A 20572-nucleotide genomic window follows, 5' to 3' on the forward strand; every position below is an offset into this window, starting at 1 on the left:
CAGCACGTTCATGCCATGGCATCCTCGGCCGCCACAAAGCCACCGGTTTGCCGCTTCCACAATCGTGCATACAGTCCCTCGTGTGCGATCAGTTCCGCATGGGTGCCGGTTTCCACGACCTGCCCCTTGTCCAGCACCACCAGCCGATCCATCCGCGCGATAGTGGACAGTCGATGCGCGATCGCGATCACCGTCTTGCCCTGCATCAGGATGTCGAGGCTGTCCTGGATCGCGGCTTCGGCTTCGGAGTCGAGCGCCGAGGTGGCTTCATCGAGCACAAGGATCGGCGCGTCCTTCAGCAGTACGCGGGCGATCGCGATGCGCTGGCGCTGGCCGCCACTGAGCTTCACGCCGCGCTCGCCGACGAGTGCCTCGTAACCTATGCGGCCTTCGCCATCGACCAGCTGCGGGATGAATTCATCGGCGCGTGCCTTGCGCACGGCGTCGAGGATCTGCGCTTCGCTGGCATCGGGGCGGCCATACAGCAGGTTGTCGCGGATCGAGCGATGCAGCAGCGAGGTGTCCTGGGTCACCACGCCGATCTGTGAGCGCAGGCTTTCCTGGGTCACCTGCGCGATGTCCTGGCCGTCGATCAGGATGCGGCCACCTTCCAGGTCGTACAGCCGCAGCAGCACGTTGACCAGGGTGGACTTGCCGGCACCGGACGGTCCGACCACACCGATCTTCTCGCCCGCGCGCACGGCCAGGTCGAGTCCGGCGATCACGCCACCCTTTTTCCCGTAGTGGAAATGGATCTGCTCGAAGTGCACCGCGCCATTGACCACTTCCAGCGGCATCGCACCTTCGCGGTCCTGCACTGCCCGCGGTTGCGAGATCGTGGTGATGCCGTCCTGCACGGTGCCGACGTTCTCGAAGATGCCGTTGACCACCCACATGATCCAGCCGGACATGTTGTTGATGCGGATCACCAGCCCGGTCGATAGCGCGATCGCGCCCACGGTCACCTTGCCCTGGCTCCATAGCCAGATCGCCAGCGCCGAGGTCCCCACGATCAGGAAACCGTTGAGCGTGGTGATGCTGGCGTCCATCGCGGTAGTGAGCCGGGTCATTCGGCGCAGCTTGCCGGTCTGCTCGGCCATCGCCTCGGCCACGTAGCTTTCCTCGCGTCGCGTGTGTGCGAACAGTTTCAGCGTCAGCACATTGCCGTAGCCGTCTACGATCCGCCCCATCAGCTTGGACTTCGCTTCCGAGGCCAGCCACGAGCGCTCTTTGGTGCGCGGAATGAAGAACGCCAGCGTGCCGACATAGGCAAACAGCCACACCACCAGCGGCGCGGCCAGCCAGAAATCCGCCTTGGCAAACAGCACGATCGCGCTGCCGGTATAGATGGTGACGTACCAGATCGCATCGACAATCTGCACTGCCGATTCGCGCAACGAAGCCCCGGTCTGCATGATGCGGTTGGCGATGCGTCCGGCGTAGTCGTTCTGGAAGAAGCCCAGACTTTGCCGGATCACGTAGCGGTGGTTCTGCCAGCGGATGCGGTTGGTCAGGCTGGGCGCGATCGACTGGTTCACCAGCAGGTCGTGCGCGCCGATTGCCAGCGGGCGCGCGACCAGTGCCACGAAGCCCATCCACAGCAGCGCGTGGCCGTGCTGCCGGAAGAAATCCGGCGCTGGCACGCCCTTCGCCATGTCGACGATGCTGCCGATGAAACCGAACAGCGATACCTCGATGATCGCCACCACAAAACCCACCACCGTCGCCACCGCGAACACTGGCCATACCTGGCGCAGATAGAACAGGTAGAACCGCCCCACCGACGACGGCGGCATGTCGTCGACCGGTTCCTTGAACGGATCGATGAAGGATTCGAACCAGCGGAAGATCATCAGGCGTTCCCGTCACGCGTAGGCCGACATTGTGCTTGAAGCACGCCCGCAGCGGTGTGAGGATATCGCGTCATGCATCACCTCATCGACGCGATACGGGAGAGCCGGCCGTGACGACCGAAGCACTGGAAGGCGCCTGCACCTGCGGCGCGATCCGTTACCGACTGAGCAGCGAACCGATGTTCGTGCATTGCTGCCATTGCAGCTGGTGCCAGCGCGAAACCGGTACTGCATTCGCGTTGAACGCAGTGATCGAAACCGATCGGGTGATCCTGCTGCAGGGTGAACCGGTGCTGGTGGACACACCGTCGCTCAGCGGCAAGGGCCAGCAGATCGCGCGCTGCGCGCAATGCCACGTCGCGTTGTGGAGTCACTATCCCGGCGGCGGCAAGGCGATGGCCTTCGTGCGCGTGGGTACGCTGAAGGAACCGGGCCGGTTACCGCCGGACATCCACATCTTCACCTCGACCAGGCAACCATGGGTGGTGCTTCCGCCAGGCGTGCCCGCCGTGGAGGAATTCTACAAACTCAGTGAGTACTGGCCTGCGGCGAGCCTCGCACGGCGCGAGGCACTGCTGGCCAGCAGTCAGCGCTGAACTGCCGGACCGAATTACGGCTAGGTCGATCGCCAAGCCTGAACCCCACGTCAAAGCCGGAACGCCGTGCCGGTCATTTCGATTGACCCGTCACGACGTGGCCGTGATCATCGGCGGATGCCTATCCTGTCCCGTTATCTCCTCGTCCTGCTGTTGGCGCTGTCCAGCAGCCATTTGCTGGCGCAAGACACCACGAATGCCGCTGCAGCCGCCTCGGCGCCAGCACAGACTTCCGCGCAGACACTCACCCAGTTGCGCTCCCAGCTGGACAGCATCAAGGCCACAGTCGATGCCAGCAAAGGCGATGTGCCACTGACTGACGTGCGTGCCAGCGCGCTCGCCATACAGCAACAAGCGGAGCAAGTGGGCTCGACTCTGTCGCCGCAATCGGCCAGCCTGCAGGCGCGGCTGGATGTACTCGGTCCACCACCCGCCAAGGGAGCGCCGGCCGAATCCGCCGAACTCAGCTCGCAACGCCGGCAGCTGGGCAAAGCCAAGAATGACCTGGATGGCCAGATCAAGCAGGCCAATTCGCTCAGCACGGAAGCCACCCAGCTGGCGGCCCACGTCGCCGAGTTGCGGGTGGACCAGTTCCAGGCCCAGCTCGCCTCACGCACGGCCACGCCATTCAGCCGCGCCTTCTGGGCCGACCCGATCCGGGCATTTCCGGACGACGCGACGCGCGCCGCGCGGCTGGGCAGCGATGCCTCGGACGCAGTCAGACAAGCCTGGCAACCGCCCAATCGCACGCCGTTCGTGCTGTGCCTGATCATTGCCGTGCTGCTGCTCAGCGTAGGGCGCTGGCTGATCGAACGCTTCCTCGTGGACGTGACCACCAACCGCATGCCCGCCGGCCGCCTGCGGCGCAGTGCGCTGGCGGTCGCGATAACGCTGGCCTATACGCTGGCGATCGGTCTGGCGGCACATTTCGCCTATCTCGCGCTGAACTGGAACGATCTGCTCAACGACGACCTGGATGCGCTGGCGCGGAAGATGGTGCGACTGGTGACTTTCGCCGCCTTCATGACCGGACTTGGCCGCGCCATGCTGTCCAACAAGCGACCGTCATGGCGACTGTCCACCTTGTCCGACGATGCGGCACACCGGCTGCGTGCATTCCCCTGGTTGCTCGGAGCGGCAGCATTGCTGCTTGGACTCGTCGAAAGCGTCAACAGTGCGATCGGTGCCAGCCTCGCGATCACAGTGACGACGCGCGGGCTGCTCTCCGTGATGATCGGGCTGCTGGTAGGCAGTGCGCTGCTCCACCTGGGCCGGTCGCGACGCGCCACGCTGGCTGCTGGCGAGTTGCCCGGGCAACGCCCGCTGTGGGTTGGCCTGGTGGTGGCGGCGGCCTTCGTCTGTGTCGGCATCACCTTGCTCGGCGTGGCCACGGGCTACATCGCTTTCGCGTTCTTCATCGCGCGGCAGATGCTGTGGGTCGGGGTGATCCTCACGACGCTGTACCTGCTGATGCACCTCGTCGGCGACATCTTCGACACCGTGTTCGCCCCCAAGGGACGCACCGGCAAGCGCATGCAGAGCAGTTTCGGCCTGCCCGCCAGTGCGCTGGAGCAAACCGGCACCCTGCTCTCCGGCATCACCCGCGCCATCCTGCTGATCCTGGCCGTGGCAATCGTGCTGGCACCGTTCGGCGCAGGACCGCAGGAACTGGTGGGGCGTGTCGGTCAGCTGTTCTCGGGGAACCATACCCTGGGCTCGCTCCCGATTGTTCCCGGCAACATCTTCCAGGCCGTGGTGATGTTCGCGCTGGGCCTGATCATCCTGCGCGTGCTCAAGCGCTGGCTGAGCGATCAGCTGTTGCCGAAGACCTCGCTCGATCTCGGCATGCAGAACTCGATGGTCACCCTGCTTGGCTACGTCGGCTGGGTGCTGGTGTTCGTGCTGGCACTGGCCAGCCTGAACGTGGATCTGCAGAGCATCGCCTGGATGGCCAGCGCACTCTCGGTCGGCATCGGCTTCGGGCTGCAGGCGATCGTGCAGAACTTCATCTCCGGGCTGATCCTGCTGGCCGAGCGGCCGGTGAAGGTGGGCGACTGGGTCAGCATCGGCGGCGTCGAGGGTGACATCCGCCGGATCAACGTGCGCGCCACCGAGATCCAGATGAGCGACCGCTCGACCATGATCGTGCCGAACTCGCAGTTCATCACGCAGAACGTGCGCAACGTGACCCTGGCCAACGCACAGGGCCGCGTGCAGATCAAGCTGCCGATGCCGCTGGATACCGACGCGAGCAAGGCGCGCGAGCTGATCCTGGAGGTGCTCCGCGCGCACCCTGGCACGCTCGGCACGCCGGCACCCAGCGTGCAACTGGATAACCTCGATGGCGGCTCGATGCTGTTCAGCTGCACCGCCTACGTCAACAGTCCGCGGGAAGTCAGCGGTGTGAAGAGCGACCTGCTGTTCGAGACGCTTGAGCGCCTGCGCGACGCCAAGCTGCCGATGACAAGCCCGCAGAGCATGGTGGTGCGCAACCTGCCGCCGATTGCCGAGAGCAATGACGACAAGGATTGAGTGCGGCCTGCATTGATAGGTAGTGACTGACGGAACAGCTTCACATGACGGCAACCTGCCACGGCGCTAGCCTGATGTCCGGTTCCCGCCCCCGGAGTCACCGCCATGGCCACATCCGCGACAACCGGCAGCACGATCATCCCCGGCCTGCGCTACCGCGACGCCCACGCCGCGATCGACTGGCTGTGCAAGGCCTTCGGTTTCGAAAAGCATGCCGTGTACGAGAACGAGCAAGGCAGCGTCGAGCACGCCCAACTTTCTTTCGGCAACGGCATGATCATGCTCGGTGAAGTGCGCGACACTGATTTTGGTCGGCACATGGCCCAGCCCGAAGAGGTCGGTGGCCGCGAGACGCAATGCCCCTATGTGGTCGTCGCCAACTGCAAGTCGCACTATCAGCAGGCCAAGGACATGGGCGCGGTGATCGTCGACGACTACGCCGAGAAGGATTACGGCGGCGCTGGCTACAGCTGCCGCGACCCGGAAGGCCATCTATGGTCTTTTGGCAGCTACGATCCGTGGCATGCGTCGTGAAGCAGGACAACGGGCCGGCATGAGCCGACCCGTTGTGGATACCTAGCGGCCGAAACCGCGGATTACGAGCACTTCTCGCCCTTGGCCGCGTGATAACCCGCTGCCTGCGCGTCCGATGCGCTCATGTACTTGCCCTCTTTGGTAGTGCCGTACCACTTGCTGCCCTGGCAGTGATACGCCTTGCTCTTGCTACCGCTATTGACCCACACCTGACCTGCACCACCACCTGCAGCGGGCGTGGCGGCCGGAGCCGGCATCGCATGGGACGACTTCATCGCGGTATTCGAAGCCGGAGCGGCGGCGGCAGCGGCCGGAGCAGCGGCCGCTGCAGGGGCCGCAGCGGCAGCCGGGGCAGCGGCGGCGGCGCCAGCAGCGGCGTACCACTCCTTCACACCCTTGTGACCCTTGCACGCGCCTTTCTTGCTGGCCTGACTGGAGTAACTGCCGTCCTTGCACTGGCCGGTGGAACCAGCCGGCGCGGAAGCCTGCTGGGCATAAACGGCGGAACCAGCGAACAGGCAGGCTAGTGCCACGGCAAACAAAGCTGACGATTTCATCTTAGGACTCCCTCCAACGTGAATTCGCATGGCGAAACGGACAACCGGTCAACTCGTGACGAGCCACCCACCCCGCCTTGTCGACCCCATGCCCGTTGCCTTCCGCATGATGCGGCATGCGACTGCCTGTGACGACACCCAGGCACCCGCAACGGAATGCCTGCCGTACGACTATGCCGCAAAATTGTGACGGCGAGGTACTACCGTCACTTGGCGTTCATTTCGCAGACGGCGATATCGCATGAAATTGCGAAATAACGATCCATCAGTGCTCAGGGTGCCGTTGCCGCTGGCGCTTTCAGCTTCGAATCCGGCCGCGCAATCGCGTACATCTCCCAGCTGATCTGTTTGAGCAGACCCTGCCGATCCTTGCCCTGCACGTACAGGTCGAAGTGCGTGCGATCCGGCAGGAAGTGGAACTCGGACTTCGCATGCAGGCCGTCCAGCACCGCCTGCAGCTTGTGCGCGGCACCGTCCAGGTAGAACGTATCGGCGGTGCCGACGTACAGATGGATCTTGCCGTCCAGATCGGCCTTGAGCTGCGGCCATTGCTGCTGCAACCGGTACGCGATGTCATAGTGATCGCGCCAGTAGGCGACCACCGCCGGATCGACGACTCCGGTGTCACGATCGAACATCGGTTCGGGCCGGCCGTCCCTGCCGCGCGGCGAGAACACCCACTCGAACGAGGCCAACTGGCCGCCGTAGGGGCCGAGCACACGCTCGAGTTTCGCGAATTGCTCAAACGTGCCAAGTACTTTGGCGTGATCACGCACCAGCGGATACGCCGAGCCATCGGGCCGGTGGTAGGCATTGGCGTCTGGCGCATACAGGTCGATGCCAGTGAAATCATGGAAATCGCTGGGATCGGGCGAGGTCGACCAGGTGCCGCCGAAGATCTTCGGATAGCGCGTCTGCAGCCATAGCGTGGCCCAGCCGCCGGAGGAGTGGCCGTTGAGGAAACGCCCGTTCAGGCGACCATCCATCCGGTACTGTGATTCCAGCTGCGGGATCAGCTCCTCGGTAAGCGCGTGGCCCCACGGACCGTTGTTCACCGAATCGGCGAACTCATGCGTGCCGGTCGGACTCGACTCGTCGAGGAAGACCCAGATCATCGGCGGCATCTCACCCTTCGCCATCGCCGCACTGACGTTGGACAACGGTCCCATCACGCGATCGTTGTTGCCGCCGAATCCCTGCGTGTAATACACCGTGGGATAGCGCGTGGCGGCCTTGGCGTCATACCCCGGCGGCGTCAGTACCCAGCCACGCATATGGATCGAACGCCCCCAGAACGCACTCAGCGAGGGACTGGTGAAATCGACCAGGGTCGCATGCTGGCGCGCCGCCGCCATCGCGTCACGCATGGCTGCTGGCGCCGATGCGGATGCCACCCACGGATCGCGTGCCGGCAGCGTCTTGACCAGAGCCAACGTCGGAATGCTGGCACTCGGCAAATGGACCTTCACCACGGCGCTGACCAGATCGCCAGCGCCGCGGCCGGTGTAGTTGTAGCTGTGGTCGACATCGAGCACGGCCTGCACGTAATAGTCGCCCGACGGCAGTTGCGACCAGCCCGCCGGGAAGGCCAGTCGGTCAGCGTCGATATCGACGCTCTGCCCCGGCACCCAATAATCTACCTCGCGTGCGGCCACACTGGTTTCGGTGGCACGGAACGGATTGGCGTCGACTTCGTCGATCACGCTGTTCTTGCCTTTGGACTCGGACTCGGCCTTGGCTTTGGCCTCGGCGGTCGTCGCATCGATGGCGAATAGCAGCAGCCGGCCTGAGGTCGGCTGTGCCGACGCCGCACCCAGCTGCACGTGGAAGAAGCGGTGAGCGACGATGCTGTCGATGCGCGCGTGGGCGACGCCCGTCAGCAATCCAAGCGACAGCAATAAGGCAACAGCATGATGACGGTAACGCATGGTGACTCCCCTTGGACGATCCTGCGGAGCACGAAACTGGCCCATCACGCAGCTCCCCTCGGCGTGATCGGTGGCTCGACCGGGTCGAACCCGGCCAGCCGGCGGTCGATCAATCTTCCGATGTATCAGGCTTGGCAGCCGCTACCGGCACAAGCCGCAGGTCCTGGAAGTCAAAGCTGAAATCGGTCAACGGCGACATCGGCTGCATGCGCATCTCGCGGATATGGCCGTCCATATCCAGCGTGAAGTCGACGAATGCATCGGCGTTGAGCGCACGATCGTCCCAACGCACGGTGAAAGTGTCGTGCTGCCACGGCGTCATCGTGCCGATCAGCTGCGCGGTCTTCGAGAAGCGCAGGCGCAGCTTGCCGTTCTCGTTGCTGATGACGACATCCCCATACCACGGATCGCGATAGGTACCGGCGTACTGCGCCAGCGGCAGCGAGGGTTTGCTGTTCTTGTCGCGGGCCGCTTCATGCTTGGTCAGGCTGTCGTCGGCCTTGGCTTCGCTTTGCTTGACTGCCTTGTCGTACACGGTGACCCAATCCGTCTTCTGGTCCGGATTCAGATAGGCATCGAGCACGCGATAAGTCACCGCGTTGAACGCAGCACCGGATTCCTGGTTGGTCAGCACCACCACGCCCAGATGCAGTTCCGGCACCAGCGTCACGCGAGAAACCATGCCGGGCCAGCCACCGGTGTGCCAGACCAGCCGCTGGCCGCGGTAATCGGACAGGAACCAGCTCTCGCCGTAACCGTAGAAGTGCGGCGTCAGCGGTGCCAGTTCGGGGATCGGCGGTTTGCCGATCGTGATCGGAGTAAGCATCGACCACATCTGCCGCTGGCTATCCGCAGAGAACAGCCGGGCCGGCTTGCCATCCGCGCCCTTGGTCGGCAACACGCCACCAGCCAGTTGCACGTTCATCCACTTGGCCAGATCATGCACGCTGGCATAGATGCCACCGGCGCCAGGATCGTTGAGCCACGCCATCGGCGGCACCGGTTCGAGATCCTTGAAGCTGGCCTTGGCGTGGCCGATCGCCACGTCCATGCCTGGTTTGAGGTAAGTCTTGTCGATCAGCGATTCGTCCATGCCGACTGGCTGGAAGATGTGCTCGTGCACGTAGTCGGCATAACTCTGACCAGAGGCCTGCTCGATCACCAAGGTGGCCACCGCAAACAGGATGTTGTCGTAGGCGTAGTTGCTGCGGAAGCTGTTCTTGATCGGCACATTGCGCAGCCGTTCGACCACTTCCTTCGTGGTGTAAGAGGTCGGCGGCCAGTACAGCAGATCGCCTGCGCCGAGCGAGAGGCCGCTGCGATGCGCCAGCAGGTCACGGATGCGCATCTCGTGCGTCACGTACGGATCGGACATGCGAAACCACGGCAGGTGATCGACCACCCGGTCGTCCATCTTCAGCTTGCCCTGCTCGGCCAGCTGCTGCAGCGACGCGGCGGTGAACGCCTTGGTATTGGAGGCGATCGCGAACAACGTATGTGCGTCGACCGGCTCCGGCTTGCCGATCTCGCGCAGGCCAAAGCCCTGCTCCATCACCACCTTGCCATCCTTGACGATCGCCACCGCGATGCCCGGCACGTCGAAGGTCTTGCGCGCACTGTCGACGTAGGCGCCGAAATCCTGCAGCTGCGTCGGCAGCATCGGCTGCACGATGTCATGCGTCGACACCGGCGGCGGCAACGGTTTCGCCGCAGGAGCCTGCGCAGCTGCGCTGGTGGCGAACACGAACAGTGCGCAGCATCCCGCCAGACGCGGGGAAAGGTATCGCAGGGACATCGGCGACTCCACAGGTTGGAAGCGGGCCACTATCGCGGTAAACGTGAATGGAGGCCAGCGCTGGAAGTCACGCACCCCGATGCCGCCTCTCGACGCGTCGAGCGTCAACGCCGATCATGCACTCTATTGACGCTACGCAAACTGCCGTAGCGCACCGAGGATCGAAGGCCGAGATGAATACCCTGGTGGATTGGATCGCCGTCCATGCGCTGCCGTTGTGGGTCATGTTGCCATTGCTGGCCGTGCTGAGCGGCGACCTGATCGGCCAGCGCAGCGCGCACCGACGCATGATCGCCATGGCCGATGGACGCCAGCCGGACGTGATGCAGTCGCGCACGGTGGCCACGCTGGGCACACTGGCAGCCCTGCTGTTCGCCGTCATCGCTTTCGCCATCGGCACCAGCGAGCCCGGTGCATTGGTGCGCTTCGACACCGCCCTTGCCGCCGACATCCACGTACGGCTGCCACCATCCGCCTTGCCCGTGCTTGCCACCGTCAGTCTGCTCGGCAGCACGCCATGGGTGGTCACGGCGTCCATGCTGATGTTGCTGACTCTGCTGCTGCGCCGGCAATGGAACCTGGCGGTCTGTTGGGCCATCGCGCAGATCGGCATCCTGCCGATCGCCTACGGCATCAAGGCCTGCTTCCAGCGAACTCGCCCACCGCATGACCCCCGCTTCGTCACCGATGTCGGCTGGAGCTTTCCGAGCGGCCACGCGATCAGTTCCGCCGTGTTCTACGGCATGCTTGCCTACGTGCTGTTGCGCCTGCTGCCACCGCGCTGGCATCGCATGGTGATCGCCGCCACCCTGCTGCTGGCCGGCCTGATCGGCCTCAGCCGCATCCTGTTGCAGGCGCATTATTTCAGCGACGTCGTCGCCGGCTATGCCTGCGGCCTGGCGTGGCTGATGCTGTGCATCGGACTGGCAGAGCGTCTACGGCGACGCGACATGATGCGAAGTCCTGCCGGGAAATCATTCCGATGAGCCCATCGAACGGTGACCTGTTCGCCTCATCGCCGTCGAGTGGTCTGCGCATCCGCGTCGGCATCGGCGGCTGGAATTACGCGCCGTGGCGCAACAACTTCTATCCGGCCGGACTGGTGCAGCGGCGCGAGCTGGAATACGCCAGCCGCCAGCTGCGCACGATCGAGATCAACGGCACTTACTACGGCGCGCAGAAGGCAGCGACCTACGCGAAGTGGGCCGCGGAAACGCCGCGCGACTTCATCTTCTCGCTGAAGGCGCCGCGCTATATCACCGAAGGCAAACGGCTGGCCGAGACCGGCAAGGGTATCGGCAGCTTCGTGCATGGTGGTCTGGCTGAAATGGGCGATCGATTGGGACCGATCCTGTGGCAGTTGCCACCATCGCGGTCGTTCGATGCCGACGATCTGGCGGCATTCCTGGATGCGTTGCCGCGTGAGCTGGATGGCCAGCCGCTGCGGCATGTGCTCGAAGTGCGCCACCCCAGTTTCATGGACGAGCGCTATGTGGCGCTGGCGCGCAGCCATGCGGTGCCGACCGTGTTCACCGATTCACCGGACTACCCGTCGCTGGCCGATCTCACTGGTGATTTCACTTACGCGCGGCTGATGCGCAGCGCCGACGGGATTCCCACCGGCTATGCACCGGAAGCGCTGGATCGCTGGGCCGAACACGCACACAACTGGGCCGCGGGCAACGACATCGGCGAACTGCCGCATGCGGCTGCGTTGCAAGCGGCGAGCCAGCCGCGTGACGTATTCGTGTTCTTCATCAGCAGCGCCAAGCATCGCAATCCGGCCGCGGCGATGGCGCTGCAGTCACGCGTCGACGGCAGCCACTGAATGCGGCGTGCTGCCATTCACATGACTCAACCCATGCAGAACGCATTGAGCTTGTTGCCTTCGAGATCGCGGAAATAACCCGCGTAGAAGCCGTCCCCGCGCTCGCCAGGCGCACCCTCGTCGCTGCCGCCCAGTGCCAGCGCCTTGGCATGCAGTCGATCCACCTTGTCGCGACTGTTCATCACCAGCGCCACCATGACGCCATTACCGACGCTGGCAGGCTGACCGTTGAATGGCTTGATCATGACCAGGCTGGGTTTGTCGAAGGACATACCCCAGAAAATGTAGCGATCGCTTTCCATCAGGCGTTTGACACCAAGCTCGCCGAACAGCGCGTCGTAGAACGCTGATGCACGCGGCATGTCATTGGTACCCAGAGTGACGTAACCGATCATGGCAATCTCCTGTGTGATGGTGGATGGCAGCGTGCCAGCATCCTGCAATCACACGCCGCTGTCATCTGCCGGTATATCGAAGGGCGCGGCCTGCATTAAGCTCAATGCCTGCCCCCACACCGGCCCATCCGAATGCGTCGACTCAATCCGCTGATCCTGCTCGCTGCCCTGGTTGTTGCCGTGGTGCTGTGGCGACAACAGACGCCCGCGCCAGCCGGCCCGGCGAACCCCGCTACGGCGACCGCGGGCAGCGACGGCACGACCGCGGCACTGCCGGCATTCCTGCCACCTGAAGCGCACACCACGCTGGACCTGATCGCCCGCGGCGGCCCGTTCCCGCACAGCCAGGACGGCGTGGTGTTCGGCAACTACGAGCATCTGCTGCCAGAGCAATCGCGCGGCTACTATCACGAATACACGGTGGAGACACCCGGCGCGAGTACGCGCGGCACACGGCGCATCATCACCGGCGGCACGCCACCCGACGTCTACTACTACACCGACGACCACTACCACAGTTTCCACAGCTTCAAGGTAAACCAGTGAAGGCACATGGCCTCGATCCGGACCTGACCCGCCCGACACAGAGCGGCGTGTATTTCGTCGGCGCCCACAACCTCGATCGCCTGGCCAAAACCGCCCGGCAGCACGAACTGCATGTCTGTCGTACCGACCTGACCGGCTGTCACGACAAGGACGATTTGCTGCAGCGTCTTGTGATATCGCTGCCGTTGCCCGCTTCGTTCGGCCACAACTGGGACGCGCTGGCGGACTGTCTGCGCGATCTGCGCTGGATTCCGGCCTGGGGTTATGTGCTGCTGTTCGAGCATGCCGACGAACTGCGCCAGGCTGCCGAGACCGACTACAACATTCTGCTCGGCATCCTCGACGACGCGGCGACGTTCGGTGCCGAGCATGAGATCCCGTGGTTCGCCTTCCTCACGCTGCCCGATGACGCGTTCGACAGCAGCCACACTAACGGCTGAAGCTGTCATCCTGTGCAACCCAAGAACTCCCGGAACACCATGCAAACGATCGAATTCGAACTGGAAGGCACCTACGTCGAGCTCAACATGCTGTTGAAGCTGACCGGCCTGTGCGACAGCGGTGGCGCCGGCAAGGCGATCGTTGCCACCGGCGCCGTCTCGGTGGACAAGCAGATCGAGCTGCGCAAGACCTGCAAGATCCACGCAGGCCAGGTGGTCACCATCGACGACGTCGAGATCCACGTGCTGGCCGATTCGGGCGACGAATAAGCCCAGCAGCAACAAAAATCACGCTGGCAGCTCGTCCAGTCGCCGGTCGAGCTCAGCGTAGTCCGGCACGCGCAACAGGAACTCGCGTTCCATGACATCGCGTATCTCCGCGCTATCGCGCAACGTATGCCGCTCGGGCTCGTGTCCCAGGCGGCGCACCGTGAACTCGCGGTTGAGCAGGCTCAGGCGCCGATCGGCTGCAGTGCGCGCCATGATCAGGTTGCTGACAAATCGCGACGCTGGATGCGTGGACACATAGTGGTTGGCCACCACGTAGTCGACCGGCTGGCTGGGCTTGAGGTCGAAACGGTACAGCGACAACCACTGCCCGCGCACCAGCGACTGCATCCGCCAGTCGCCATCCCGCAGGATCAACCGGAACGGTTCGTGACCGGTGGCTTGTTCGATGTCGGCCTGCAGTCGCAGTGCGCCGGCAAGCACTTGCCCACCGAAACCGACATCGACGAGCCAGCTCTCGCCCGCCAGCTCGACGCGCAACAGCATGTGGGTCTGGCCGGTGACCGCATCTTCCGGCTGGTTCCACAGCACCCGTGCGATCAACCCCGACACCTCGAAGCCGATCGTCCGCAACACGGCCGCGAACAGCAGGTTCTGCTCGAAGCAGTAACCGCCGCGGCCGTCCTGCACCAGTTTGCGCTGCAGTGCGGCCAGTTCCAGATCGACCGGCAGGCCGAGCAAGGGATTGAGATTCTCGAATGGAATCGCCGCCACATGGGCCATAGCCAGCGCATGCAGGGTCGACAGCTGCGGTGCGACGGCGTCTGCATGGCCAATGCGCCGGAGGTAGGCCGCCAAGTCGATGGATTCACTCATGCTCGATATCCACAGGTTCAATATTCAAGGGAACCGGGACCACGATAGTACCCGCCCGCTGATGGCCGTCATCCAGGTAACCGGGGCCGTGTGACCGGCGAAGAAACAGTATCCGACGCATGCAACGGCATTCAGCCGTAGCCGTCGTTGCATCTGTCCTTGGCGCTCCAACGTAACTTCAGGCGTCGAGTGTCGGCCCGATACAAAACCACTGTCCGCGAGGCACACCATGATTCGTCGAACTGCCTTTCACGTTATCCCGCTGGTCGCCGCCTTGATGGTGGCCGGACTGAGCGCCTGCCAACCCGCTGCGGCCAACGATGCGCAGGCGTTGCCCGCACCCACGGTGGATGCGCCAAAAACCACCGCCGCCGGTGAGCAGACCGCGGTATTGGCCGGCGGCTGCTTCTGGGGCATCGAGGCCGTGTTCGAACATGTCAAGGGCGTGCACAAGGTAGTAGCTGGTTTCTCCGGTGGCGCCGCCGACACCGCGCACTACGACGAAGTCAGCGACGGCAATACCGGCCATGCGGAGTCGGTCAGGGTCCAGTTCGACCCCGCCAAGGTCAGCTACGGCCAGTTGCTGCAGGTGTTCTTCTCGGTCGCGCTCGATCCCACCGAACTCAACCGGCAAGGCCCGGACAGCGGCACGCAATACCGTTCGGTGGTCTTCTACGGCAACGACGAACAGAAGAAGATCGCCACCGGCTACATCGCCCAGCTGACCGCAGCGAAGTCCTTCCCGGCACCGATCGTGACCCAGGTCGTGCCGCTCAAGGCGTTCTACCCGGCCGAGTCCTATCACCAGCATTACTTCAGTGAGCATCCGGACAATCCGTACATCGTCATCAACGATGCACCGAAAGTCGCGAATCTGCAGAAACTGTTTCCGACGCTGTACCAGCCGGAGCAGCAAGTGGTGGATGTCCAGTTGCACTGAGCTGGGTCAAGTTTGACTTGCATGAGGCGGCACGAACCCCATGTCTGGACTTCCGCGCCCCTCACGCGCCTGCCCTGACCTGCTCCCCACGTGCCGCCTCACGCTCATTCATCGCCGGCTGAATCCACCGAACTCACCCGCAGCTTCCTGGGCGTGTTCCGCTACAGCGGGCGGGCGTTGGAGCTGGTGTGGAGTACCAGCCGCCCGTTGACCGTCGCACTGGCGCTGCTGACGCTGATTGCCGGTCTGCTGCCCGCTGGCGTGGCGTATGTCGGCGCGCATATCGTCGATGCAGTGGTGACGGCCAGCCGCCTGTGGGCGAGCAACGGCCGTGCGCCACTGGTCTCGGTGTTCCAGTGGGTAGCGCTGGAAGGCGTCCTGGTGGCGGCTCTCGCCGGCGCGCAACGCGGCCTGTCGATGTGCCAGTCGCTGCTGCGCGCGCAGCTGGGGCAACGCGTCAACGTGATGATCCTGGAGAAGGCGCTAACGCTGGAACTGGCGCATTTCGAGGATTCCGAGTTCTACGACAAGCTCACCCGCGCGCGGCGCGAAGCGTCGACCCGGCCGCTGTCGCTGGTCACCCGCACGTTCGGGCTGGGCCAAAACGCGATCTCGCTGATCAGCTACGGCACCTTGCTGTTCCACTTTTCTCCATGGGCGGTGGCGGTATTGCTGCTGGCCGGGCTGCCCTCGTTCCTGTCCGAAACCAAGTTTTCCGGCGATGCGTTCCGGCTGTTCCGCTGGCGTTCGCCGGAAACGCGCATGCAGCTGTATCTGGAAACCGTGCTGGCACGCGAAGACCACGCCAAGGAGGTCAAGCTGTACGAGCTTGGCCCGCTGCTGCTGGATCGCTACCGCGAGATTTTCGACAAGCTCTACGGCGAGGACCGCGACCTGACCGTCCGCCGCGAAAGCTGGGGCTTCGGCCTCGGCCTGCTCGGCACGATCACGCTGTACGGCGCCTATGCATGGATCGCCATGACCACGGTGATCGGCCGCATCACGCTCGGCCAGATGACCATGTATCTGTCGCTGTTCCGGCAAGGCCAGTCGGCGGTATCGGCGATGCTGTCGGCGATCGGTGGCATGTACGAGGACAACCTCTACCTGTCGACCCTGTACGAGTATCTGGAAACCCCGGTGCCACCGTCGCAAGGCACGGCCCAGCGCGGCGCAAAGCCGGACGACGGCATCCGTTTCGAGCAGGTCAGCTTCACTTATCCCGGCGCCAGCGAACCGGCACTCCACGACATCAACCTGCATATCCGCCCCGGCGAATCGCTGGCCCTGGTCGGCCAGAACGGCTCGGGCAAAACCACCCTGATCAAGCTGCTGACGCGGCTGTATTCGCCCGACAGCGGCTGCATCCTGCTCGACGGCACCGACCTGCGCGACTGGGACGAAAGCACCCTGCTGCAGCGTATCGGCGTGATCTTCCAGGATTTCGCGCGTTACCAGATGCGTGTCGGCGAGAACGTCGGCGCCGGCGATGTCAGCCATTTCGAGGACGAGGCGCGCTGGCGCGAGGCCAGCGACAAGGGCATGGCCAGCGAATTCATCGACAGCCTGCCCTCCGGCTTCAACACCCAGCTCGGCAAGTGGTTCCGCGAGGGACGCGAGCTGTCGGGAGGCCAATGGCAAAAGATCGCCCTCGCCCGCGCCTTCATGCGCTCGCGCGCGGACATCCTGGTGCTGGACGAACCCACCGCCGCGATGGATGCCCAGGCAGAGGCGAATATCTTCGAACATTTCCGCGAGCTGGCCGGCAATCGCATCGCGATCCTGATCTCGCACCGCTTCTCCACCGTGCGCGTGGCCGACCAGATCATCGTGATCCAGGACGGCCGCATCATCGAGCACGGCAGCCACGAACAGCTGATGGCGCAGGACGGCCACTATGCGCACCTGTTCTCGCTGCAGGCGCAGGGGTATCGCTGATCCGGCCTTGTCAGCTTGACCCTGCCCGCCCGCGCCCTCCATGCTTCGCCGTCTTGACCCACCCGTAGACACGCATGAGCAGTCGCTACAACGCCGCCGATATTGAAGTCCTCTCCGGCCTGGATCCGGTCAAACGCCGCCCCGGCATGTATACCGACACCACCCGCCCGAATCATCTGGTGCAGGAAGTGGTCGACAACTCGGTGGATGAGGCGCTGGCCGGGCACGCCAGCTCGATCGAGGTGATGCTGTACAACGACGGCTCGGTGGAAGTGAGCGATGACGGCCGCGGCATGCCGGTGGACATCCATCCCGAAGAAGGCGTCTCTGGCGTCGAGCTGATCATGACCCGGCTGCACGCGGGCGGTAAGTTCAGCGGCAAGAACTACAACTTCTCCGGCGGTCTGCACGGCGTCGGCGTCTCGGTGGTCAACGCGCTATCCGACCGGGTCCAGGTGAACATCCGCCGCGACGGTTCCGAGTACCAGATGGTGTTCGCGCACGGCGACAAGATCAGTCCGCTGGAAGTGATCGGCACGGTACCGAAGAAACGCAGCGGCACCACCTTGCGCTTCTGGCCGGAAGCCAAGTACTTCGACTCACCGAAGATCTCATTGTCGAAGCTCAAGCACCTCCTGCGTGCCAAGGCCGTGCTGTGCGCCGGCCTCAACGTCAAGCTCACCGACGAAGCCAGCGGCGAGACGATCGAGTGGCATTACGAGGATGGCCTGCGCGATTACCTGCGCGGCGAACTCGACGGTGCCGAGGCCTTGCCGAACGAGCTGTTCGTGCACCACATGGCGCGCGACGTGGAAGGTCTGGAAGTGGCGCTGGCCTGGTTGCCGGAAGGCGAATTGGTGCAGGAGAGCTACGTCAACCTGATCCCCACCGCGCAGGGCGGCACCCACGTCAACGGCCTGCGCACTGGCCTGACCACCGCGATCCGCGAGTTCTGCGAGATCCGCAACCTGCTGCCGCGCAGCGTCAAGCTGGCACCGGAAGATGTGTGGGAACGGCTCGCCTTCGTGCTGTCGGCCAAGCTGCAGGACCCACAGTTCGCCGGCCAGACCAAGGAACGGTTGTCCTCGCGCCAGACCGCCGGCATGGTCGAGAACGTTATCCACGATGCCTTCAGCCTGTGGCTCAATCAGCACGTGGAAATGGGCGAGCGGATTGCCCAGCTGGCCATCGAGCGTGCCAGCGCGCGCCTGAAGGCCGCCAAGCAGATCGTGCGCAAGAAGATCACCCAGGGCCCGCAACTGCCCGGCAAGCTGGCCGACTGCACCGCGACCGACCTCACCCGTACCGAACTGTTCCTGGTCGAGGGCGACTCCGCCGGCGGCAGTGCCAAGCAGGCGCGCGACAAGGAGTTCCAGGCGATCCTGCCGCTGCGCGGCAAGATCCTCAATACCTGGGAAGTCGAATCGACCTCGGTGCTGGCATCGGAAGAAGTACACAACCTTGCCGTTGCGATCGGCTGCGATCCGGGCAAGGACGACCTGTCCGGCCTGCGCTACGGCAAGGTGATCATCCTCGCCGATGCGGACTCGGATGGCCTGCATATCGCCACCCTGCTGGCGGCGTTGTTTCTGAAACATTTCCCGACCCTGGTCAGCGAAGGCCATGTGTTCGTGGCGATGCCGCCTTTGTTCCGCGTCGATGTGGGCAAGCAGGTGTTCTACTGCCTCGACGAAAGCGAGAAGGAAGCGATGCTGCAACGGATCGAGCGCGAGAAGATCAAGGGCGCGGTCAGCACCACTCGCTTCAAGGGTCTGGGCGAAATGAACCCGCCGCAGCTGCGCGAATCGACGATCCATCCGGACACTCGCCGGCTGGTGCAGCTGACCATCAGCGATGATGACGGCACGTCAAAGCTGATGGACATGTTGCTGGCGAAAAAGCGTGCCGGTGACCGCAAGGCGTGGCTGGAAGAAAAAGGCGATCTGGCGACGCTCGAGGTTTGAATCGCAGCAGCAGTTGCGACCGGTAGCATCCCACCCCTCATATCGTCATCCCGGCGAAGGCCGGGATCGCTTCTACGCAGCCGTATCGGAAAAGCGTTCCCGGCCTTCGCCGGGATGACGACTTGGGCAAGATGCCTGTCGCCACCTGCGTGCATCCGAATCTGTGCTTACGCCGTATCTCCACATGCTTCCAATCCGGTAAGCGGAAAAGACCTGGAGATACAGATAATGAAGATGAACCATTCCATGCGAACCCTCGCCATCGGCCTTTGCATCGCCTTGTCCACCGCTGCCGTAGTGCCGATGGCCTTTGCCCAGTCGGACGCCATGGGCTCGATGGGCATGCACAAGGACCCGATGGTCGGCGGCGCCGCGATGTATCCGTCGAAGAACATCATCCAGAACGCGGTCAACTCGAAGGATCACACCACCCTGGTCGCTGCGGTAAAGGCTGCTGGCCTGGTCGATACTCTTTCCGGTACCGGTCCGTTCACCGTGTTCGCGCCGACAAACGAGGCGTTCGCTGCCCTGCCGGCCGGCACCGTCGACACCCTGCTGAAGCCCGAGAACAAGGCCACACTGACCAAGATCCTTACCTACCATGTGGTGGCCGGCAAGATGACTTCGCATGACCTCGAAAAAGCAGTCATGGCGGGCGGCGGCAAGGCTGTGCTGAAGACTGTCGAAGGCGATTCGATCACGGTCGCGAAAAGCGGGGGCGCCTGGACAGTCACCGACGACAAGGGCAACGTGGCCAACATCACCATTGCGGACGTGATCCAGTCGAACGGCGTGATCTTCGTGATCGACAAGGTGCTGATGCCGTAACTCGTCGAAACGCAACGCTTCACTCTGTCCGCCGCCTCGATTCCCTCGTCGGGGCGGCTTTTTTATGGCGACGGCAACACCATGGCGCTCAATGCACTCATATGGTCAACCACATAGCTGCTGTATCTTCATGTGCTACCGATCCGTGAAGCGAAGATAGTCTGGAGAGACCCATGAAGATCAATCAGCGCATGCGAACCCTCGCCGTGGGTCTTGCACTGGCATCGGCCATGATGCCGATGGTGGTGACCGGCAAGACCAGCACGCCCAAGGTCACCGCGCCCAGGGCCGTGCCGGACAGCGAACCTGCCATGTCGCCGTCGAAGAACATCGCGCAGAACGTCGACGGCGCGAAGGATCTCGCCACCCTGACTGCTGCGATGAAGGCTGCCGGCCTGCTGGATACTTTATCAGGCACCGGCCCGTTCACCGTATTCGCGCCGACCGACAAGGCCTTTGCCGCCCTGCCCGCCGGTAGCGTCGACAACCTGATGAAGCCAGAGAACAAGGCCGCGCTGATCAAGATCCTCACCTACCACGTCGTCGCTGGCCGGTTGACCAGGCACGACCTGGCCAATGCCGTCGAAGCCGGCGGCGGTACCGCCGCGCTGAAAACCGTCGAAGGTGACTCGATCACCATCAGCAGGGACGCCCACCGCTGGGCGATCAGTGATGACAAGGGCAATGTCGCGCACGTCACCATCGGCAATGTGATGCAGTCCAACGGCGTGATCTTCGTGATCGATCAGGTACTGATGCCGTAAGCGGTTTCAAAGCAACGCTTTCCAGCCGCC

19 protein-coding genes are annotated in these 20572 nt (G+C 63.7%); 13 read left to right on the forward strand and 6 right to left on the reverse strand.

The genetic code is table 11. The features are described from left to right. Positions 1–8: 8 nt before the first annotated feature. Positions 9–1850, reverse strand: coding sequence for an ABC transporter ATP-binding protein (locus B0E48_RS11590; protein ID WP_168170350.1), 1842 nt, complete (start codon positions 1848–1850; stop codon positions 9–11). A 113-nt stretch (positions 1851–1963) separates the two neighbouring features. Here B0E48_RS11590 and B0E48_RS11595 point away from each other — a divergent pair, with 113 nt between their 5' ends. The 3 genes from B0E48_RS11595 (at position 1964) to B0E48_RS11605 (ending at position 5515) form a co-directional block, all read left to right on the forward strand. Continuing rightward, a complete protein-coding gene (locus B0E48_RS11595) occupies positions 1964–2449 on the forward strand; it encodes a GFA family protein (protein ID WP_254423939.1) in 486 nt (161 codons plus the stop codon). Positions 2450–2566: 117 nt separating this feature from the next. Beyond that, entirely contained in the window at positions 2567–4981 is a 2415-nt protein-coding gene (locus B0E48_RS11600; RefSeq protein WP_077518229.1) for a DUF3772 domain-containing protein, read from the forward strand. A gap of 105 nt (positions 4982–5086) precedes the next feature. Further along, a complete protein-coding gene (locus tag B0E48_RS11605; RefSeq protein WP_077518230.1) occupies positions 5087–5515 on the forward strand; it encodes a VOC family protein in 429 nt (142 codons plus the stop codon). 62 nt (positions 5516–5577) lie between these two features. On the opposite strand, the gene B0E48_RS11610 is transcribed toward B0E48_RS11605, so the two are convergent. From B0E48_RS11610 to B0E48_RS11620, 3 genes are all read right to left on the reverse strand, one after another. Next, positions 5578–6072 carry a DUF3761 domain-containing protein gene (locus B0E48_RS11610; protein WP_077518231.1) on the reverse strand — a complete coding sequence of 165 codons (495 nt, stop codon included), beginning with the start codon at positions 6070–6072 and terminating at the stop codon, positions 5578–5580. A gap of 272 nt (positions 6073–6344) precedes the next feature. Then, a complete protein-coding gene (locus B0E48_RS11615) occupies positions 6345–8000 on the reverse strand; it encodes an alpha/beta hydrolase-fold protein (protein WP_077518232.1) in 1656 nt (551 codons plus the stop codon). Positions 8001–8109: 109 nt separating this feature from the next. Continuing rightward, positions 8110–9795 carry a serine hydrolase gene (locus tag B0E48_RS11620; RefSeq protein WP_077518233.1) on the reverse strand — a complete coding sequence of 562 codons (1686 nt, stop codon included), beginning with the start codon at positions 9793–9795 and terminating at the stop codon, positions 8110–8112. Between the two features lie 173 nt (positions 9796–9968). Here B0E48_RS11620 and B0E48_RS11625 point away from each other — a divergent pair, with 173 nt between their 5' ends. Then, the gene (locus B0E48_RS11625) at positions 9969–10781 is read left to right on the forward strand and encodes a phosphatase PAP2 family protein (protein ID WP_077518234.1); all 813 of its coding nucleotides are present in this window, start codon (positions 9969–9971) and stop codon (positions 10779–10781) included. After that, entirely contained in the window at positions 10778–11623 is an 846-nt protein-coding gene (locus B0E48_RS11630; RefSeq protein WP_077518235.1) for a DUF72 domain-containing protein, read from the forward strand. The genes B0E48_RS11625 and B0E48_RS11630 overlap by 4 nt, the downstream gene beginning before the upstream one ends. A 26-nt stretch (positions 11624–11649) precedes the next feature. Here B0E48_RS11630 and B0E48_RS11635 read toward each other — a convergent pair whose 3' ends face one another. Beyond that, positions 11650–12018 (reverse strand): VOC family protein, encoded by a 369-nt coding sequence (locus tag B0E48_RS11635; protein WP_077518429.1) that lies wholly within the window; start codon positions 12016–12018, stop codon positions 11650–11652. Positions 12019–12150: 132 nt separating this feature from the next. On the opposite strand from B0E48_RS11635, the gene B0E48_RS11640 reads away from it, so the two are divergent. From B0E48_RS11640 to B0E48_RS11650, 3 genes are read left to right on the forward strand one after another with little or no spacing between them, the layout of a single operon-like run. Further along, the gene (locus B0E48_RS11640; RefSeq protein ID WP_077518236.1) at positions 12151–12564 is read left to right on the forward strand and encodes a ribonuclease domain-containing protein; all 414 of its coding nucleotides are present in this window, start codon (positions 12151–12153) and stop codon (positions 12562–12564) included. Continuing rightward, positions 12561–13004, forward strand: coding sequence for a barstar family protein (locus B0E48_RS11645; protein WP_077518237.1), 444 nt, complete (start codon positions 12561–12563; stop codon positions 13002–13004). Before B0E48_RS11640 ends, B0E48_RS11645 begins: the two co-directional genes overlap by 4 nt. 39 nt (positions 13005–13043) lie before the next feature. Continuing rightward, positions 13044–13274: an RNA-binding S4 domain-containing protein gene (locus B0E48_RS11650; protein WP_077518238.1), complete on the forward strand. Its 231-nt coding sequence runs from the start codon at positions 13044–13046 to the stop codon at positions 13272–13274. An 18-nt stretch (positions 13275–13292) separates the two neighbouring features. On the opposite strand, the gene B0E48_RS11655 is transcribed toward B0E48_RS11650, so the two are convergent. Beyond that, the gene (locus B0E48_RS11655) at positions 13293–14108 is read right to left on the reverse strand and encodes an arylamine N-acetyltransferase (RefSeq protein ID WP_077518239.1); all 816 of its coding nucleotides are present in this window, start codon (positions 14106–14108) and stop codon (positions 13293–13295) included. 229 nt (positions 14109–14337) lie between these two features. On the opposite strand from B0E48_RS11655, the gene msrA reads away from it, so the two are divergent. The 5 genes from msrA (at position 14338) to B0E48_RS11680 (ending at position 20542) form a co-directional block, all read left to right on the forward strand. Further along, entirely contained in the window at positions 14338–15048 is a 711-nt protein-coding gene (gene msrA / locus B0E48_RS11660; protein WP_077518240.1) for a peptide-methionine (S)-S-oxide reductase MsrA, read from the forward strand. 90 nt (positions 15049–15138) lie between these two features. After that, positions 15139–16986, forward strand: coding sequence for an ABC transporter ATP-binding protein (locus B0E48_RS11665; protein ID WP_254423940.1), 1848 nt, complete (start codon positions 15139–15141; stop codon positions 16984–16986). A 74-nt stretch (positions 16987–17060) separates the two neighbouring features. Continuing rightward, the gene (parE, locus tag B0E48_RS11670) at positions 17061–18950 is read left to right on the forward strand and encodes a DNA topoisomerase IV subunit B (protein ID WP_077518242.1); all 1890 of its coding nucleotides are present in this window, start codon (positions 17061–17063) and stop codon (positions 18948–18950) included. Positions 18951–19184: 234 nt separating this feature from the next. Continuing rightward, positions 19185–19778 carry a fasciclin domain-containing protein gene (locus B0E48_RS11675; RefSeq protein ID WP_217317970.1) on the forward strand — a complete coding sequence of 198 codons (594 nt, stop codon included), beginning with the start codon at positions 19185–19187 and terminating at the stop codon, positions 19776–19778. Positions 19779–19951: 173 nt separating this feature from the next. Then, positions 19952–20542, forward strand: a complete 591-nt coding sequence (locus B0E48_RS11680; protein WP_174566735.1) for a fasciclin domain-containing protein — start codon at positions 19952–19954, stop codon at positions 20540–20542. The last annotated feature ends 30 nt before the right edge of the window (positions 20543–20572 follow it).

Origin of the sequence: Rhodanobacter sp. C03 (assembly GCF_002001175.1) — a bacterium.
In the GTDB taxonomy this organism is placed as follows: domain Bacteria; phylum Pseudomonadota; class Gammaproteobacteria; order Xanthomonadales; family Rhodanobacteraceae; genus Rhodanobacter.

What these genes read in the sequence shown, in the direction of transcription:
- B0E48_RS11600 (WP_077518229.1), top strand. Translation starts at nt 2,567, where the DNA reads ATGCCTATCCTGTCCCGTTATCTCCTCGTCCTGCTGTTGGCGCTGTCC.
- B0E48_RS11605 (WP_077518230.1), top strand. Translation starts at nt 5,087, where the DNA reads ATGGCCACATCCGCGACAACCGGCAGCACGATCATCCCCGGCCTGCGC.
- B0E48_RS11610 (WP_077518231.1), bottom strand. Translation starts at nt 6,072, where the DNA reads ATGAAATCGTCAGCTTTGTTTGCCGTGGCACTAGCCTGCCTGTTCGCT.
- B0E48_RS11615 (WP_077518232.1), bottom strand. Translation starts at nt 8,000, where the DNA reads ATGCGTTACCGTCATCATGCTGTTGCCTTATTGCTGTCGCTTGGATTG.
- B0E48_RS11620 (WP_077518233.1), bottom strand. Translation starts at nt 9,795, where the DNA reads ATGTCCCTGCGATACCTTTCCCCGCGTCTGGCGGGATGCTGCGCACTG.
- B0E48_RS11625 (WP_077518234.1), top strand. Translation starts at nt 9,969, where the DNA reads ATGAATACCCTGGTGGATTGGATCGCCGTCCATGCGCTGCCGTTGTGG.
- B0E48_RS11630 (WP_077518235.1), top strand. Translation starts at nt 10,778, where the DNA reads ATGAGCCCATCGAACGGTGACCTGTTCGCCTCATCGCCGTCGAGTGGT.
- B0E48_RS11635 (WP_077518429.1), bottom strand. Translation starts at nt 12,018, where the DNA reads ATGATCGGTTACGTCACTCTGGGTACCAATGACATGCCGCGTGCATCA.
- B0E48_RS11640 (WP_077518236.1), top strand. Translation starts at nt 12,151, where the DNA reads ATGCGTCGACTCAATCCGCTGATCCTGCTCGCTGCCCTGGTTGTTGCC.
- B0E48_RS11650 (WP_077518238.1), top strand. Translation starts at nt 13,044, where the DNA reads ATGCAAACGATCGAATTCGAACTGGAAGGCACCTACGTCGAGCTCAAC.
- B0E48_RS11655 (WP_077518239.1), bottom strand. Translation starts at nt 14,108, where the DNA reads ATGAGTGAATCCATCGACTTGGCGGCCTACCTCCGGCGCATTGGCCAT.
- msrA (WP_077518240.1), top strand. Translation starts at nt 14,338, where the DNA reads ATGATTCGTCGAACTGCCTTTCACGTTATCCCGCTGGTCGCCGCCTTG.
- parE (WP_077518242.1), top strand. Translation starts at nt 17,061, where the DNA reads ATGAGCAGTCGCTACAACGCCGCCGATATTGAAGTCCTCTCCGGCCTG.
- B0E48_RS11675 (WP_217317970.1), top strand. Translation starts at nt 19,185, where the DNA reads ATGAACCATTCCATGCGAACCCTCGCCATCGGCCTTTGCATCGCCTTG.
- B0E48_RS11680 (WP_174566735.1), top strand. Translation starts at nt 19,952, where the DNA reads ATGAAGATCAATCAGCGCATGCGAACCCTCGCCGTGGGTCTTGCACTG.